Below are 15,675 nucleotides of genomic sequence, written 5' to 3'. Positions count from 1 at the left end.
AGGAGCCAGCTGAATGAAACGAATGGTATTTATGGGGACACCAGAATTTGCCGTTCCTATCCTGCAGTCACTAATTGAATCCGGACAGGAAATAGCGCTTGTCGTAACACAACCGGATAGACCCAAAGGCCGAAAAAAGGTCATGACACCCCCACCTGTGAAAACGGAGGCGGAAAAACATGGGGTGCCGGTGATGCAACCGGAACATGTAAAAAATGATGCCGTCCGAATACTCGCTTATGAACCGGATCTGATTATAACCGCAGCGTATGGTCAGATTTTGCCTAGTGAACTTTTGACAACACCGCCGTTGGGCTGCATTAACGTGCATGCATCCCTGCTTCCGGAGTTGCGTGGCGGTGCACCCATTCATTATGCCATTCTACAGGGCAAAACAAAAACAGGCATTTCGATTATGTATATGGCGGAAAAATTGGATGCAGGCGATGTTATTGCCCAGCGGGAAGTCCCCATTACAGAAGATGAGCATGTTGGACATTTACATGATAAACTGGCCGAAGCTGGGGCAGATCTGCTGGTTGATACATTGCCTTCGATTGTAGACGGCAATATAACACCGGAAAAGCAGAATGACCATCTGGCTACATTTGCCCCTAACTTGAAACGGGAGCAGGAAAAAATAGATTGGCAGCAGCCCCGGGATATGGTTTATAATCACATTAGAGGACTTCACCCATGGCCGGGCGCATTTACAACATATGAAGGAAATGTTATGAAAATTTGGTGGGGAGAAAAAGATACGACTACATATGCAGGCTCCCCTGGTGAAATGGTTCATGTGGATCAGGAAGGTGCCGTTGTCGTCTGCGGTGATCACAAAGGAATCCGTGTTACAAACATACAGCCTGCGGGGAAAAAGAGTATGACTGTCGGACAATATGTGCAAGGATCTCGGGACAGACTGAAAATAGGAACAGTGATGGGTGATTAGATGCGATCATTCGAAATGAGGGCGGCCATTGTTGACTTGCTCGTACGCATCGAACAGGATAGTGGGTATAGCCATCTTCTGATTGACCATGAGATTAAATCCCGCCAACTTTCTACCAAAGACGGGGCGCTGTTGACAGAGATTGTTTATGGCGTTGTTCAGATGCGGATGACACTGGATTATTATCTCAATCCTTTTTTACAGACAACGAAAAAAATACAGCCTTGGGTGCGCAGTCTGCTGCGGATGTCGGTTTATCAGATGCAATGGTTGGACCGGGTTCCGGATCATGCTGTCATTCATGACGCAGTTGAAATCGCTAAGCATCGCGGACATAAAGGGATTCAATCCTTTATCAATGGTGTTCTCCGAAACATACAGCGTAAGGGTGTTCCGGACCCATCTGATATCGATGATGATATCCAGCGACTGTCCATCGAGACGAGCCATCCTGAATGGCTCGTCAAACGATGGATGAATATATACGGCTGGCAAATGACCATAGATATGTGCTATGCCAATAACCAGCCGAAACCGATGTCGGTCCGTGTCCAACCACTGAAAATTTCTCGGGAACAAGCCATGAACGAATTGAATGAACAAGGATTTGTCGTCCGTGCATCCAACTTCTCAGAACAAGGAATGATTATTGATGAAGGAAATGTTTTTACAACGAGGTTATTTGACGAAGGCTGTCTAACGATTCAGGATCAGAGTTCCATGCTTGTGACCGAAATGTTGAAGGCAAAACCCGGTATGGCAGTGCTTGATGCTTGCAGTGCACCAGGTGGAAAAGCGACCCATACAGCAGAAAAAATGCAAAACGAAGGGACTATTGCTGCTTACGATTTGCATGCCAAAAAAGCCAAACAAATCAAACAAAAAGCTGATCAGTTGAACTTGACCATTATTACTGCTGGACAGGGTGATGCCCGTAAGCTGCAGTCAAATCATAAACCGGAGAGCTTTGATCGTATTCTAGTCGATGCTCCATGTACAGGCTTTGGCGTTATTCGAGGGAAGCCTGATATTAAATATAACAAGCAGGAAGAGGATATCGGCCAGTTAGCCCGCATACAGATCGACATATTGGAACAAACAGCACCGTTGCTTAAAAAAGGCGGGTTGTTAATATATAGTACATGTACCGTGGATCGTACAGAAAATGAGCATGTCGTCAACACGTTTTTACAGCGGCATTCGGAATATAAGGTGGATGAAACTTTCGTAGAAGATTTGCCGTCACCGGTGCGGGAATCACCAGGTCAATCAGCAACAGGGTTGCAACTGTTTCCGCAAACATTTTCGACGGATGGATTTTTTCTTACAAGAATCTTGCGAGTGTAACAGCTCTGCTTGCTTTGGAGAAAGCAACGTGTGTGCGAGGGGTGAAAGAATGAAAGGTGTATTTAAGACAGACCAGGGACAAGTCCGGAACCATAATGAGGATTGCGGCGGCTTGTTTTATAATCAAAAAGGCGAATTGCTGGCTATTATAGCTGACGGTATGGGTGGTCATCAAGCCGGAGATGTAGCTAGTCAGATGGCAACAGCCTTTGTCCGGAAACAATGGGAACAAACAGGTGATTTTTCGTCTTCTGAAGCCATTGAGAACTGGCTGTATGAAACGGCGTCCGATGTAAATGAAGCTTTATTGGAGCATGCCCGGGAAAATGAAGATTGTGCCGGTATGGGAACAACGGCTGTTATGGCCGTTTGTTCGGACATTTATGCCGTCATTTCACATATCGGTGACAGCCGTTTGTATGTATGGAATGAACATGGTTTGTCACAGGTAACGGAGGATCATTCGTTAGTTAATGAACTGGTTCGATCCGGGCAAATCAGCAAAGACGATGCCGAATATCATCCCCGTAAAAACGTTCTTTTAAAAGCATTGGGTACAGAAGAATATGCCACAGCTGAAACGCAAACCATCGTATGGCGTACAGGGGATAAACTCTTACTCTGTTCCGACGGGTTGACCAATAAATTACACGATAACGAAATTCATTCCTATTTACAAAACGATCAATCGATTGATGTAACGGCGGAAGAACTAATCAACCTGGCAAATGAACGCGGTGGAGAGGACAATATATCACTTATTATCGTACAGCATGATGTCTCCGGAAAAGCAGGTGGTTCGTAATGTTTCAAGGTTATCTGCTGAATGAGCGGTACAAAATAAAGGGGACAATCGGCGGTGGTGGCATGGCCAATGTCTATCTCGCCAGGGACATCATTCTGGACCGCGACGTGGCGATTAAAATGCTGCGTCTTGATTATGCTGATGACGAGGAGTTTATTTCCCGGTTCGACCGCGAGGCACAATCGGCAACAAGTTTATCCCACCCAAATATTGTCAGTATATATGATGTCGGTGAAGATGATCAGATTTTGTTCATGGTGATGGAGTATGTGGACGGAATGACACTGAAAGAATATATTCAGCATTACGCACCACTCGATGTTCAAGAGGCGCTTGATATCATGCAACAAGTCGCCGATGCCATTGCCCACGCTCATGCCAACGAAATTATTCATCGTGATATTAAACCGCAAAATATAATGATAAACAATGACGGACAAGTGAAAGTGACAGACTTTGGAATTGCTGTTGCTTTGAGTGCCACGTCACTGACTCAAACAAACTCCATTCTCGGGTCGGTGCACTATTTATCACCGGAACAGGCACGCGGTGGTATGGCTACCAAAAAGTCCGATATCTATTCATTGGGAATTGTTCTTTTTGAGCTATTGACAGGTCGATTGCCATTTTCCGGCCAGACAGCAGTATCCATCGCCTTGAAACATTTGCAGCACGATACACCATCTATCAAACGCTTCAACCCCGGTGTTTCACAAAGCGTGGAGAACATTGTCCTGAAAGCAACGACGAAAGACCCTTTTCACCGCTATGATTCCGTGTATGACATGGAAGAAGGACTAGTTACAGCACTTGATCCGGAAAAACGCGACGAAGAAAAATATGTTCCCCCTGAAGAAGCCGGGGAAGAAACAAAAGCTATTCCGATTATTACGGATAATCATGTCCAACAAAACATTCATGATGAAACTATTACCCATACCTACAAAGAAGATACTAAGGAACACGACAATAATCCCGCCGTCGATGAACCATCGGCCAAAACAGAGAAACCAAGACAGAAGAAGACATGGCTGATCCCGCTTGGTTTATTATTAGTTCTTTTAGGTGTAGGTGCAGCCATTTTCTTTGTCTTTCCGGGCTTGTTTGGTCCAAAAGATGTTGTTATCCCTGATGTCACAGCCATGCCTTATGAGGATGCTGTGACGGATTTACGGGAGGCCAACTTGAACACCGAACGTGACATGATGTACTCTTCCGATATGGAGGAAGGGCTTGTCATCCGTACCGACCCCGCATCCGAAAGTAAAGTAAAAGAAGACGATACGGTGACGCTTATTGTCAGCCAAGGAAAAGAGAAAGTTGCTTTTAAGGATTATACTGGGGACGATTATAATCAGACCAAGCAGCTTCTTGAAACCCAGGGGTATAACGTTACTTCGAAAGAATCTCATTCCAATGACATTGACGAAGGCAACATCATTTCTCATATTCGTCCAACACCGGGAAAGGATGTTATACCAAGTGAAACAGATGTTACATTTAAAGTCAGCATCGGCCCGGATTCAATTGATTTACGCAACTTTAAAGGAATGACGGAGGAAAAGGCCATTCAAACTATGAAAAAGCAAGGACTGTCCTCCAGTATTAAAGAAGAACATTCTGAAACGACACCAGAGGGCGAAGTGATTCGACAGGAGCCGGAAACAGGGACAGAAATGAGTCAGGGTGATACGGTAACCGTTTATATTTCAAAAGGACCTGAGAAAAAACCGCCGATCAACCATCAAGAACAATTTGAGGTCCCCTATAATCCAGGTGACAAAAATAATGGCAACGACAAGCAACCCGAGCAAAAAGTGAAAATTTATATTGATGACAAAAACCGATCGATTTCCGAGGTTTATGATACGCACACCATCACCAAAGACAAGACATTCACGATTACATTGACAATTATGCCGGACAGTATTGCTGAATACAAAGTCATTCGTGATGACAAAGTGATTATGAATAAATCCATCCGATACGAAGATGCAGAAGGTGAATAAATGACGGAAGGAAGAATTATAAAAGCAGTAAGCGGTTTTTACGATGTGAAGCATGAAGACGAAATATACCGATGCAGAGGCAGAGGTCTCTTTCGCAAAAAGAATATCACTCCCTTGGTCGGTGATTTTGTGGAATTCGACAAAAGTACGCAAGGGGAAGGCTTTATTCTCTCAGTCAAACCAAGAAAAAATGCACTGACCCGTCCATCGGTAGCAAATATTGATCAAGCAATCATTGTGACGTCTGCTGTTCAGCCTGATTTCAATCCACTGCTTTTGGACCGGTTTTTAGTATTGATTGAATCAAAAGATATTCATCCGGTTATTTTTATGACGAAACAAGATTTGTTGTCTGAACAAGACCATGAGAAATGGCTGAACCGCCAGTACATGTACGAGGCCATCGGGTACCCTGTGGAACGTGTCTCCGCTGCCCATGGCAAAGACAGCATTCAACGTCTTGAAAAATATTTCAAGGATCGGGTATCGGTTATTTCCGGACAGTCCGGTGTTGGCAAGTCGTCACTGCTCAATGTCCTGAATCCATCCTTGGACCTTCAGACGAACGCGATATCAACCAGTCTTGGACGGGGAAAACATACGACAAGGCATGTGGCACTCGTTGAAGCTGGCGGAGGCCTTGTTGCCGACACGCCAGGCTTTAGCGCACTCGATTTGAGCGGGATTGATGCCGGAGATTTAGGCGACTGCTTTCCGGAAATAAGAGAACATCTTATCGGATGTAAATTCCGCAGCTGTTATCACTACAAAGAACCGGGGTGTGCGGTGAAACAGGCGGTGGAAAATGGGGAGATAACCGAACAGAGGTATGCGCATTATATCCGATTTTTGGATGAAATTAACTCAAGAAAGCCGAGGTATTAGTATGACAAAATTGGCACCATCGATTCTCTCCGCCGATTTTTCTCAATTGGCCAGAGAAATCGACGATGTGGAAAAGGCGGGGGCGGATTATATTCACGTTGATGTGATGGACGGACACTTTGTTCCCAATATCACTATCGGCCCTTTGATTGCAGAATCCATCAAGCCGCATACTCAATTGCCGTTGGATGTTCATTTAATGATTGAAAATCCTGATCAATACATTCCAGCGTTTGTCGATGCAGGCGCTTCGATTATCACGGTGCATCAGGAAACAACGCCGCATTTGCACCGGACGATACAGCTAATTAAGCATCATGAGGTGAAAGCGGGTGTTGTTATTAATCCGGCTACGCCCGCCGAAATGATCAGGGATATTTTACATGATGTCGATCTTGTTCTCATCATGACCGTTAATCCGGGATTCGGAGGGCAATCATTTATCCCTCGCACCATTGAGAAATTGGAACAAATTGCCCGGTGGCGAAACGCTTACGGGCTGTCCTTTGAAATTGAAGTCGATGGCGGCATTAATACAGAAACAGCGAAGTCTTGCACAGAAGCCGGTGCCGATGTGCTGGTTGCAGGCAGCGCGATTTTTAAACATGACGATCGCCGCAAAGCCATGGAAGCCATCCGCCGATCAGCTCAAGTATAAACTATTTGCATGCCCTATGCAGGAAAACGGACATGGTCATGAATGGCGTATCAACTGTCGCTTTTGAATACCAATCCCTGTATTTTCAACAAGCTTATTTTAAAATATAGTACTTTTTCGCTTGATAAAGACATACGATTGATAATAAAGAAGAATGGCGGATAGTCCAAAGACGATGGTATAAGCTTGTTTCTGTACAGAGGAGGCGGAGAACTCATGAAATTTTATACGATTAAACTCCCACGATTCATCGGCGGCATGGTACGTGTTGTTGCCGGAGCTTTCAAGAAGGGCAAGTAACGCTGTATAGCTTTTGCCACGATGCTGGCAGAAGCTTATTTTCTGTTTGCACGTTGTCCCGATTGGTTCTGACTAATTAAAGGAGCCCCGTTGATTGGCGTCTTATTTTACAATGGGGCAAAGGGCCCAATCCAAAAAAAGCACCCGACTGTACGGATGCTTTTTCACGGTCGGTCAATCAAGAAATATCACGATTGACCTCTCATTGTATTAAACGCGCTGTACTTTGCCTGATTTCAGAGCACGGGTAGAAACCTTAACGCGTTGTGGTTTGCCGTCCACCATTATGCGAACTTTTTGCACATTGGCTTTATAGTTACGTTTTGTAGCGTTCATAGCATGAGAACGATTATTACCGGTGCGAGTTTTGCGTCCGGTAACAACACATTTTCTAGACATGACATTCCCTCCTGTTCCACACTTATATCTTATAATACTTATCTAATTTATCATAAGTCCCTTACTTATTGCAATTCGTACTAAAAAATTATAAAGAAAGAAAACTTGACAGTCAGCCTAAAATCGTTCATTGTGAAAAGGAAATCATTCCTTTAATGGTACGATAAGTTCGCCTCGAAAATGCGATCACAATAATGGAAAGTTAATAAACTGGTAGTTATCATAAAGGAGGATCATAATGTCCATAGAGCTGAATACGAATGATGGTCAAGTGACGATCACAGACGAAGTAATAACAACTATTGCCGGTGGTGCCGCCGTTGAATGCTATGGAATTGTCGGCATGGCATCCAAAAGTCAAATACGAGATGGGATTGCTGAAATTCTTAAAAAAGAAAATTTTTCCAAAGGCGTCATTGTGCGACAAATGAACAACCATCTTCATATCGATATGTACATCATCGTCAGCTATGGGACGAAAATCTCCGAAGTTGCGCACAATGTCCAGTCGCAGGTTAAGTATACCTTAAGCCAATCACTTGGACTGGAGGTCGACTCCGTTAATATTTATATCCAAGGTGTGCGTGTGTCCCGCGAGTAGATGACAGGATCAGGCTGGCTGCATGGCGCCCGGTAGTATGCAGCATTCGCCTATCCTCAGTCCACTTATGAAGGAGGAAAAACAGTGACATCCGAAACGTTAAATGGTGCCATGTTTACACAGATGATAATCTCAGGCGCGCATCATTTGAAACACAATGCCGAAAAAATAGATGCATTAAATGTTTTTCCGGTTCCGGATGGGGATACCGGTACAAACATGAACTTATCCATCACATCAGGGGTGGATGAAGTAAAAAAACATAACAATGACCATGTAACAGATGTTGCGAATGCTTTTTCAAAAGGGCTTTTGATGGGGGCACGAGGCAATTCCGGTGTCATTCTGTCGCAATTATTCCGCGGGTTTGCTAAAAGTGTTGACCAGCTTGAGACACTGTCAGCCAAAGATTTGGCCAATGCTCTGGACAGTGGTGTGACAACAGCATATAAAGCCGTCATGAAACCTGTCGAGGGCACTATTTTGACTGTGGCCAAGGATGCAGCGGAAACAGCTGTAGTTGAATCGGAAACCGAAACGGATATGATGGCGTTGATGGAAAAAATTGTACGGGAAGCGAAAGCCTCATTAAAACGTACGCCGGAGCTGTTACCCGTATTGAACGAAGCAGGTGTTGTTGACTCAGGTGGCCAAGGACTGGTAACGATATATGAAGGTTTTCTGTCAGCGCTGACAGGTAAGCAAGTGTCCGAGCAGGATACGGATACCATTGATATGGACGCCATGGTTAATGCCGAGCACCACAAGATGGCTCAAGACTTTAAACATTCGGCTGAGATTGAGTATGGTTATTGCACCGAGTTCATGATCCGATTGGATTCTGACCAGCTGCATGGCCATTCGTTTGATGAAGAAGCATTTCGCAAAACGTTGAGTGAGCACGGGGATTCCTTGCTGGTAGTATCGGATGAAAATTTGGTTAAAGTACATATTCATGCGGAATATCCTGGTGACGTGATGACACTGGGACAACGGTTTGGCAGTTTGATGAATATAAAAATCGACAACATGCGCGATCAACATACAGCTATTGTCAACGAAACTGAAAACCAAACAGTGCAGCAGGACAAATCGCCCAATGGCATTGTAACTGTTGCTATGGGGACAGGTATTAAACAACTGTTCGAAAGCCTTGGTGCAACGGTTGTTATTGAAGGCGGTCAAACGATGAATCCGAGCACACAGGATATAACGGAAGCCATACAGCAAGCGCATGCAAACAACGTGCTTATTTTACCGAACAATAAAAATATTATTATGGCTGCTGAACAGGCTGCTGAACTGGCAGATGACCATGCGACAGTTGTTCCAACAACAAGCATTCCACAAGGCATCAGTGCACTGCTCGCCTTTCATCCGGAAGCTGCGATGGATGATAACCGTTCAAACATGCAATCAGCAAGCAAAGATGTGAAAACTGGACAAGTTACATATGCTGTACGTGATACACAGATTGACGGTATGACGATTGAGAAAGATCACTTCATGGGTATAGCTGATGGAACGATTCAAGCATCTTTCGCGGACAAACTGGAAACAGCTCAGTCATTGCTGAGTAACATGGTGACAGAAGACGATGACATTCTGACCATTTTACAAGGTGAAGATACCAGTGATGAAGAGGTGGAATCCATCAAGACATTTATAGAAGATACTTATAGCCATATCGAAATAGACGTATATCAAGGCAACCAACCCATTTATTCGTTTATATTTTCGGTAGAGTAGCTAAGTGATAATCGACCATTGGTTTAGAAAGTGTGAGACAACATGCTGAACCAACCCGTGACAACCTTGAAAGGGATTGGAGAAAAACTGGCAGCAGACTTGGCGTCCATGGCTATACATACAGTGGACGATGTTTTGTTTTATTTTCCTTATCGGTATGACGTTTTTGAAATCAAACCATTGGATGAGCTCATCCATGACGATAAAGTAACGATAGAGGGGAGGATCATTCACGACCCTTCCCTTACTTTTTATGGAAAAAATAAATCACGCCTTTCATTTCCCGTTGATGTGGAGGACGTAGCGGTAAAAGCCGTTATGTTCAATCGTGGATTTGCCAAAAAACAGCTGAATGCCGGCGATATGGTTACATTGACAGGCAAGTGGGATGCACACCGTCTTCAAATAACCGTCAATCAGTATAAGAAAGGTCCGGCCGATCAGCAGACATCAATTCAACCCATCTATTCCATTAAAGGCAACGTGACCAGTCATACCATAAAAAAAACAGTCCGTAACGCTTTGCAGACATATAAAGATGACATTATTGAAATATTGCCTGATACATATCTCAGGTCCTATAAACTTCCCACAAGGGCACAAGCGACGGAAATCATGCATTTTCCTCAAAATCGGGTCCAATTAAAACACGCGAGACGGCGTTTTATTTATGAAGAATTTTTGTTATTTCAGCTGAAGATGCAGCTCCTGCGGAAATCGGTGAGAGAATCAACGGTTGGAAATGAACAGCTGTATGATACGGAACGTGTCCACAAATTCATTGAACAGTTTCCGTTTCAACTGACGGATGCGCAGAACCAGGCAATGGATCAGATTTTGAGGGATATGAGGTCGTCTTATCGCATGAACAGACTTCTGCAAGGAGATGTCGGCTCCGGTAAAACAGCAGTGGCATCCGCCTGTCTTTACGCTTCCATCACAGCCGGTAAACAAGGTGCTTTAATGGTGCCCACAGAGATATTGGCCGAGCAGCATGTTCAATCCCTTCAAAAAACCTTTGGTAACAAAGCCTCCATCGTTTTATTAACCGGATCAGTCAAAGGTAAAAAAAGAAAGGTGTTGCTTGACAAAGTGACGGATGGAGACATTGATATTGTCGTCGGAACCCATGCGCTTATTCAGGACGATGTTCATTTTCATGATCTCGGTTTCGCGATTGTTGATGAGCAGCACCGTTTTGGTGTCGAACAACGCCGTGTATTACGTGAAAAAGGCATGAATCCGGATGTCTTGTTTATGACGGCCACACCGATTCCACGAACACTGGCCATCACAGCGTTTGGGGATATGGATGTTTCAGTCATTAATGAAATGCCCTCAGGCCGAAAACCGATTGAAACGTACTGGGTAAAAGAAAACACATTGGACCGTCTATTGCGATTTATCGGCAAACGTGTGCAGCACGGTGAACAGACTTATGTCGTCTGTCCGCTTATTGAAGAATCAGATAAACTGGACATCCAGAATGCTGTCGACTTATACGATCATTTGGAGGCATTTTATCAGAATAGATTGACTGTCGGTCTTATGCACGGACGCCTTTCGCCAGAAGAAAAAGAACATGTTATGAAACAATTTGTTGATGGCGATATCCATGTTCTTGTTTCGACGACAGTGGTGGAAGTTGGTGTGGATGTTCCCAATGCGACGATTATGGTGATTTACGATGCGGAGCGTTTCGGCCTTTCCCAACTGCATCAGCTCAGGGGTCGGGTTGGTCGTGGAGAGCGGCCGGGCTATTGCATCCTGATTGCTGATCCGAAAAGTGAAACAGGGAAAGAGCGTATGCGCATTATGACAGAAACAAATAATGGTTTCGAGTTATCCGAGCAGGATTTGAAGTTGCGTGGACCAGGGGATTTCTTTGGCAAAAAACAAAGCGGTTTGCCGGAATTCAAAGTAGCTGATATGATTCATGATTACCGAGCACTCGAAACAGCAAGACATGATGCCGCGAGCATAATCGAACAGGATTTATTGCATCAGGATCCTTCTTATCAAACGTTAAATCATTATTTGGAAAGCAAAGATATTTTTTATGAAAAACTGGATTAAAGATGACTTGCAATACGGTGCCTCCGTATTATATATTACTATTAGTACCAAGTCATAGGATTAAATCCTAAGATGTACTGGTGAAATCGGGGAAACTTGGCTATCATCATTTTTTAGATTGCCACGTTCACCTTATTGGACGGTGCAGCATTATGAAAATCAACAAATCTCAGCGTCAACGATTGTTGAAAGAAACGATTGAAACGACACCTTTTATTACGGACCGTAAGTTAGCAAACAAGTTTAGCGTCAGTATACAAACGATCCGGCTTGACCGTATGGAACTCGCTATTCCAGAACTGCGTGAGCGGATTAAATCGGTAGCTTCCGATCAGTGGAACGAAACGGTCAAAGCACTTCCATTGGATGAAGTGGTTGGGGAAGTCGTCGACCTGGAACTTGACAACCGTGCGATTTCCATTTTGGCGATCCAAGAGAATCACGTATTTTCCCGTAATAAAATAGCCAGAGGTCATCATTTGTTTGCGCAGGCAAATTCTCTTGCAGTAGCTGTTATCAATGATGAACTTGCCCTGACAGCCAAATCGGACATTAAGTTCACTCGACAAGTTAAACAAGGTGAGCGTGTCATTGCCAAAGTCTTCGTTGAAGATGTTGACGATAAAGGCATGACAATTGTCCGTGCAGACAGTTATGTTGACCATGAAAAAGTGTTCACTGGTGTCTTTCATATGTATCGTTCAAACGGATCAAAAGGGGATTAGTACTATGAAAATAGCAATTGATGCCATGGGAGGCGACCATGCACCTGAAGCGATTGTTCAAGGCGCTGTGGAAGCAGTCTCGCAAATGGAACATGTCCATATAACTCTTGTCGGGGATGAAAAACAAATTAGACAATATATGGCTGATCATGAGCGGATTGATATTATTCAAACGGACGAGACGATTACCGCAGACGATGAGCCGGTCCGGGCAGTACGTCGGAAAAAGAATTCATCACTCGTTCTGATGGCAAATGAAGTAAAAGAAAATCGTGCGGATGCGTGCATATCAGCAGGCAATACCGGCGCCCTTATGAGTGCCGGATTGTTTGTTGTTGGCAGAATCCCAGGTATTGATCGTCCTGCCCTCAGCCCGACACTGCCTACAACCGATGGAACCGGCTTTTTGCTTTTGGATGTCGGTGCCAATGTGGATGCCAAAGCACATAATTTGGTTCAATATGCGATGATGGGGTCTATTTATATGGAGAATGTACGAAAAATACCAAATCCCGCTGTCGGTTTATTGAACATCGGAACAGAAGAAGGGAAAGGCAATGAGTTGTCCAGAAAAGCATACAGCTATTTAAAAGAAGCGCAGGTTAATTTTGTTGGCAATGTGGAAGCCCGGGACATTCTATTGGGATCAGCTGATGTGGTTGTCACCGATGGATTCAGTGGCAATATTGCATTAAAAACGATTGAAGGAACCGCGATGACGATGTTTTCCATGTTAAAGCAGACGTTTAAATCATCATTGAAAACAAAAATGGCCGCCGGCATGGTAAAAGGTGATTTAAAGGGCCTCCAAAACAAAATGGATTATTCCGAGTATGGTGGAGCTGGTCTGTTCGGTTTGGCATCGCCGGTGATAAAAGCCCATGGATCATCGAACAGCCGAGCAGTTTCCAATGCCATTCAACAAGCGGTGCATATGATTGAAAACGATGTGACCGGAACCATTCAAACAACGGTCCAAGCAATGAATGACAAGAAGGGGGAGGACGAATGAAACGAGTAGCTCTTCTTTTTCCGGGGCAGGGTTCCCAAACTCCGGGCATGGGAAAAGCATTGAATGATGCATTTCCTGAGGTGCAAGAACTTTATCAACAAGCGGACAGCCTATTGGGAAAGCAGCTGTCTGAACTGATGTTTGAAGGCCCTGAGGAACAACTGACTGAAACGGAAAATGCACAGCCGGCACTATTGCTATCAGGCATTGCTGTGCAAAAGCTTCTCAGCGGTGAAGGCGTTCAGCCGGTGATGGCTGCTGGGCACAGTCTTGGTGAATACAGTGCATTGGTAGCTGCAGGTGCGATGTCTTTTGATGAAGCGTTGCCTCTCGTTGCAACCCGCGGAAGGCTGATGGAAGAAGCTTTTCCAAAAGGGAAGGGAACGATGGCGGCAGTGCTTGGTATGTCACAGGAAGCGATTGAACAAACACTGGAGCAAATAAATAATGACCACGTGGTGGATATAGCCAATTTGAATTGCCCCGGACAAATTGTTATTTCCGGCTCTCAAGAAGGGGTGGATACAGCCGTTGATTTGCTGAAGGAAAATGGCGCTAAACGTGTGCTGCCTTTGAATGTGAGCGGACCATTCCATTCCAGATTGATGACAACAGCTAACGAACAATTTGCAAAAGAATTGGAAGCCATTCATTTTCAAGATGCCAATATACCAGTTTATGCCAATGTGACCGCATCTCCGGAAACCGACAAAAATCGTATTAAAGATTTGTTGCTCAGACAGATGTATTCCCCGGTCCGCTTTGATGAATCCATTCGTCTAATGATGGATGAAAATATCGATGCGTTTGTAGAAGTTGGGAATGGAAAGGTATTAAGTGGATTGGTACGAAAAATAAATCGGAAAGCCAAAACGTTTGCTGTGCAGGATCCTGATTCACTGAACGCGTTTTTAACATGGTATAGGGAGGATTCCTAATGCTCAATAATAAGAATGCATTGGTAACAGGCGCTTCACGAGGCATAGGGCGCGCCATTGCACTGGAATTGGCCAAACAGGGAGCTAATGTCGCCGTGAATTTTTCAGGGAGTGAAGACAAAGCTGAATCGGTTGTTGAAGATGTGAAACAATACGGTGTACAATCAATAAAGATCCAGGCTGATGTTGCCGATGAAACAGATACAAAAGCAATGGTTAAAGATGTTGTCAATGAATTTGGCAGCCTTGATATTTTGGTCAATAATGCAGGCATCAATCGGGATAATTTACTTATGCGGATGAAAGAAGATGAGTTTGACCAAGTGATTGATACCAATTTAAAAGGTGTTTACCAATGCATCAAAGCGGTTTCCAGACAAATGATTAAGCAAAAAGGCGGTCGGATCATTAATGTTTCATCGGTTGTCGGAGTGAGTGGTAATGCCGGACAAGCGAACTACACAGCCGCCAAAGCCGGTGTGATCGGACTGACGAAATCAGTAGCGAAAGAGTTTGCTTCGCGTGATATTTTAGTGAATGCCGTAGCCCCTGGGTTTATTTCCAGCGATATGACGGATTCACTGACCGAAGAGCAAAAGAACGACATACTTTCAATGATACCGCTGGAAAAATTGGGACAGCCTGAAGACGTTGCACGTGTCGTTCGCTTTTTAGCGTCTGATGATGCCAACTATATCACAGGACAGACCATTCATATTGATGGTGGCATGGTGATGTAGAACACTGTTGAAGCTGAAACAAAAATCCATCGGTTTCATTTTTTATTGAAAGGGGGTGACGGAAATGAATGAGGTTTTTGATAAAGTAAAAGACATTATTGTTGATAAACTTGAAGTTGAAGAAGCGCAAGTTACCATGGAGGCATCATTTAAAGATGATCTCGAAGCAGACTCACTAGATGTGGTTGAGCTTGTTATGGAACTTGAAGATGAATTTGACATGGAAATTGCTGATGAAGAAGCTGAAAAAATCAATACGGTCGGTGATGCTGTTAATTACATAAACAGCAATCAATCCTGATCTCTCTATAACTGTTGGAAAGTTTCGCTTAGTGCGGGGGCTTTCCCATGCATTAACGGGCTGTTCTATCTCCACTTCACGATGTGGGTCATGACATACGTGACGATGGCGGATTGACAACAGCCCGTCAATTTCTGATTTGTTCAACTAATCATTAATGAAAAGTGATTGATGTTCA

Annotated in this window: 16 protein-coding genes; 15 read left to right on the top strand and 1 reads right to left on the bottom strand. The window is 44.2% G+C overall.

Annotation, left to right across the window (positions count from 1 at the left end):
- The first annotated feature begins 13 nt into the window (after positions 1-13).
- From fmt to spoVM, 7 genes are all read left to right on the top strand, one after another.
- A complete protein-coding gene (fmt, locus tag ACZ5Q7_RS12200; protein WP_343753467.1) occupies positions 14-952 on the top strand; it encodes a methionyl-tRNA formyltransferase in 939 nt (312 codons plus the stop codon).
- Positions 953-2,299, top strand: coding sequence for a 16S rRNA (cytosine(967)-C(5))-methyltransferase RsmB (rsmB, locus tag ACZ5Q7_RS12195; protein ID WP_343753465.1), 1,347 nt, complete (start codon positions 953-955; stop codon positions 2,297-2,299).
- A 49-nt stretch (positions 2,300-2,348) separates the two neighbouring features.
- On the top strand, positions 2,349-3,104 hold the full coding sequence (locus ACZ5Q7_RS12190) for a Stp1/IreP family PP2C-type Ser/Thr phosphatase (protein WP_343753463.1): 756 nt from the start codon (positions 2,349-2,351) through the stop codon (positions 3,102-3,104).
- Positions 3,104-5,113, top strand: a complete 2,010-nt coding sequence (gene pknB, locus ACZ5Q7_RS12185) for a Stk1 family PASTA domain-containing Ser/Thr kinase (protein ID WP_343753461.1) — start codon at positions 3,104-3,106, stop codon at positions 5,111-5,113. Before ACZ5Q7_RS12190 ends, pknB begins: the two co-directional genes overlap by 1 nt.
- A complete protein-coding gene (rsgA, locus tag ACZ5Q7_RS12180; RefSeq protein WP_343753459.1) occupies positions 5,114-5,998 on the top strand; it encodes a ribosome small subunit-dependent GTPase A in 885 nt (294 codons plus the stop codon). It abuts the gene before it with no gap.
- A 1-nt stretch (position 5,999) separates the two neighbouring features.
- The gene (gene rpe, locus ACZ5Q7_RS12175) at positions 6,000-6,656 is read left to right on the top strand and encodes a ribulose-phosphate 3-epimerase (protein ID WP_343753457.1); all 657 of its coding nucleotides are present in this window, start codon (positions 6,000-6,002) and stop codon (positions 6,654-6,656) included.
- A gap of 216 nt (positions 6,657-6,872) precedes the next feature.
- Complete coding sequence (gene spoVM / locus ACZ5Q7_RS12170; RefSeq protein ID WP_425542386.1) at positions 6,873-6,956, top strand: stage V sporulation protein SpoVM; 84 nt, start codon at positions 6,873-6,875, stop codon at positions 6,954-6,956.
- Positions 6,957-7,166: 210 nt separating this feature from the next.
- On the opposite strand, the gene rpmB is transcribed toward spoVM, so the two are convergent.
- The gene (gene rpmB, locus ACZ5Q7_RS12165; protein WP_343753455.1) at positions 7,167-7,355 is read right to left on the bottom strand and encodes a 50S ribosomal protein L28; all 189 of its coding nucleotides are present in this window, start codon (positions 7,353-7,355) and stop codon (positions 7,167-7,169) included.
- A gap of 238 nt (positions 7,356-7,593) precedes the next feature.
- Between rpmB and ACZ5Q7_RS12160 the strand changes: the two genes are divergently transcribed.
- From ACZ5Q7_RS12160 to acpP, 8 genes are all read left to right on the top strand, one after another.
- Positions 7,594-7,956 (top strand): Asp23/Gls24 family envelope stress response protein, encoded by a 363-nt coding sequence (locus ACZ5Q7_RS12160; RefSeq protein WP_343753453.1) that lies wholly within the window; start codon positions 7,594-7,596, stop codon positions 7,954-7,956.
- An 84-nt stretch (positions 7,957-8,040) separates the two neighbouring features.
- Positions 8,041-9,705 (top strand): DAK2 domain-containing protein, encoded by a 1,665-nt coding sequence (locus ACZ5Q7_RS12155; protein ID WP_343753451.1) that lies wholly within the window; start codon positions 8,041-8,043, stop codon positions 9,703-9,705.
- A gap of 42 nt (positions 9,706-9,747) precedes the next feature.
- Positions 9,748-11,781 (top strand): ATP-dependent DNA helicase RecG, encoded by a 2,034-nt coding sequence (gene recG, locus ACZ5Q7_RS12150; protein ID WP_343753449.1) that lies wholly within the window; start codon positions 9,748-9,750, stop codon positions 11,779-11,781.
- Between the two features lie 152 nt (positions 11,782-11,933).
- Positions 11,934-12,506 carry a transcription factor FapR gene (gene fapR, locus ACZ5Q7_RS12145; RefSeq protein ID WP_343753447.1) on the top strand — a complete coding sequence of 191 codons (573 nt, stop codon included), beginning with the start codon at positions 11,934-11,936 and terminating at the stop codon, positions 12,504-12,506.
- A gap of 4 nt (positions 12,507-12,510) precedes the next feature.
- On the top strand, positions 12,511-13,518 hold the full coding sequence (gene plsX, locus ACZ5Q7_RS12140) for a phosphate acyltransferase PlsX (RefSeq protein WP_343753445.1): 1,008 nt from the start codon (positions 12,511-12,513) through the stop codon (positions 13,516-13,518).
- Positions 13,515-14,456 carry an ACP S-malonyltransferase gene (gene fabD / locus ACZ5Q7_RS12135; protein ID WP_343753442.1) on the top strand — a complete coding sequence of 314 codons (942 nt, stop codon included), beginning with the start codon at positions 13,515-13,517 and terminating at the stop codon, positions 14,454-14,456. The genes plsX and fabD overlap by 4 nt, the downstream gene beginning before the upstream one ends.
- Positions 14,456-15,196: a 3-oxoacyl-[acyl-carrier-protein] reductase gene (gene fabG / locus ACZ5Q7_RS12130; protein WP_343753440.1), complete on the top strand. Its 741-nt coding sequence runs from the start codon at positions 14,456-14,458 to the stop codon at positions 15,194-15,196. The genes fabD and fabG overlap by 1 nt, the downstream gene beginning before the upstream one ends.
- Before the next feature lie 64 nt (positions 15,197-15,260).
- Positions 15,261-15,497 carry an acyl carrier protein gene (gene acpP / locus ACZ5Q7_RS12125; RefSeq protein WP_343753438.1) on the top strand — a complete coding sequence of 79 codons (237 nt, stop codon included), beginning with the start codon at positions 15,261-15,263 and terminating at the stop codon, positions 15,495-15,497.
- Positions 15,498-15,675 lie beyond the last annotated feature (178 nt).

This window comes from Lentibacillus halophilus, from assembly GCF_055395055.1.
Note: the sequence above shows the minus strand (reverse complement) of the source record. Positions and strands in the feature narration are given on the sequence as shown.

Coding starts and splice junctions, on each gene's coding strand:
- fabG (WP_343753440.1), top strand. CDS start 14,456: ATGCTCAATAATAAGAATGCATTGGTAACAGGCGCTTCACGAGGCATA.
- acpP (WP_343753438.1), top strand. CDS start 15,261: ATGAATGAGGTTTTTGATAAAGTAAAAGACATTATTGTTGATAAACTT.
- rpmB (WP_343753455.1), bottom strand. CDS start 7,355: ATGTCTAGAAAATGTGTTGTTACCGGACGCAAAACTCGCACCGGTAAT.
- rsgA (WP_343753459.1), top strand. CDS start 5,114: ATGACGGAAGGAAGAATTATAAAAGCAGTAAGCGGTTTTTACGATGTG.
- recG (WP_343753449.1), top strand. CDS start 9,748: ATGCTGAACCAACCCGTGACAACCTTGAAAGGGATTGGAGAAAAACTG.
- fapR (WP_343753447.1), top strand. CDS start 11,934: ATGAAAATCAACAAATCTCAGCGTCAACGATTGTTGAAAGAAACGATT.
- rpe (WP_343753457.1), top strand. CDS start 6,000: ATGACAAAATTGGCACCATCGATTCTCTCCGCCGATTTTTCTCAATTG.
- ACZ5Q7_RS12160 (WP_343753453.1), top strand. CDS start 7,594: ATGTCCATAGAGCTGAATACGAATGATGGTCAAGTGACGATCACAGAC.
- ACZ5Q7_RS12190 (WP_343753463.1), top strand. CDS start 2,349: ATGAAAGGTGTATTTAAGACAGACCAGGGACAAGTCCGGAACCATAAT.
- fmt (WP_343753467.1), top strand. CDS start 14: ATGAAACGAATGGTATTTATGGGGACACCAGAATTTGCCGTTCCTATC.
- fabD (WP_343753442.1), top strand. CDS start 13,515: ATGAAACGAGTAGCTCTTCTTTTTCCGGGGCAGGGTTCCCAAACTCCG.
- spoVM (WP_425542386.1), top strand. CDS start 6,873: ATGAAATTTTATACGATTAAACTCCCACGATTCATCGGCGGCATGGTA.
- plsX (WP_343753445.1), top strand. CDS start 12,511: ATGAAAATAGCAATTGATGCCATGGGAGGCGACCATGCACCTGAAGCG.
- rsmB (WP_343753465.1), top strand. CDS start 953: ATGCGATCATTCGAAATGAGGGCGGCCATTGTTGACTTGCTCGTACGC.
- pknB (WP_343753461.1), top strand. CDS start 3,104: ATGTTTCAAGGTTATCTGCTGAATGAGCGGTACAAAATAAAGGGGACA.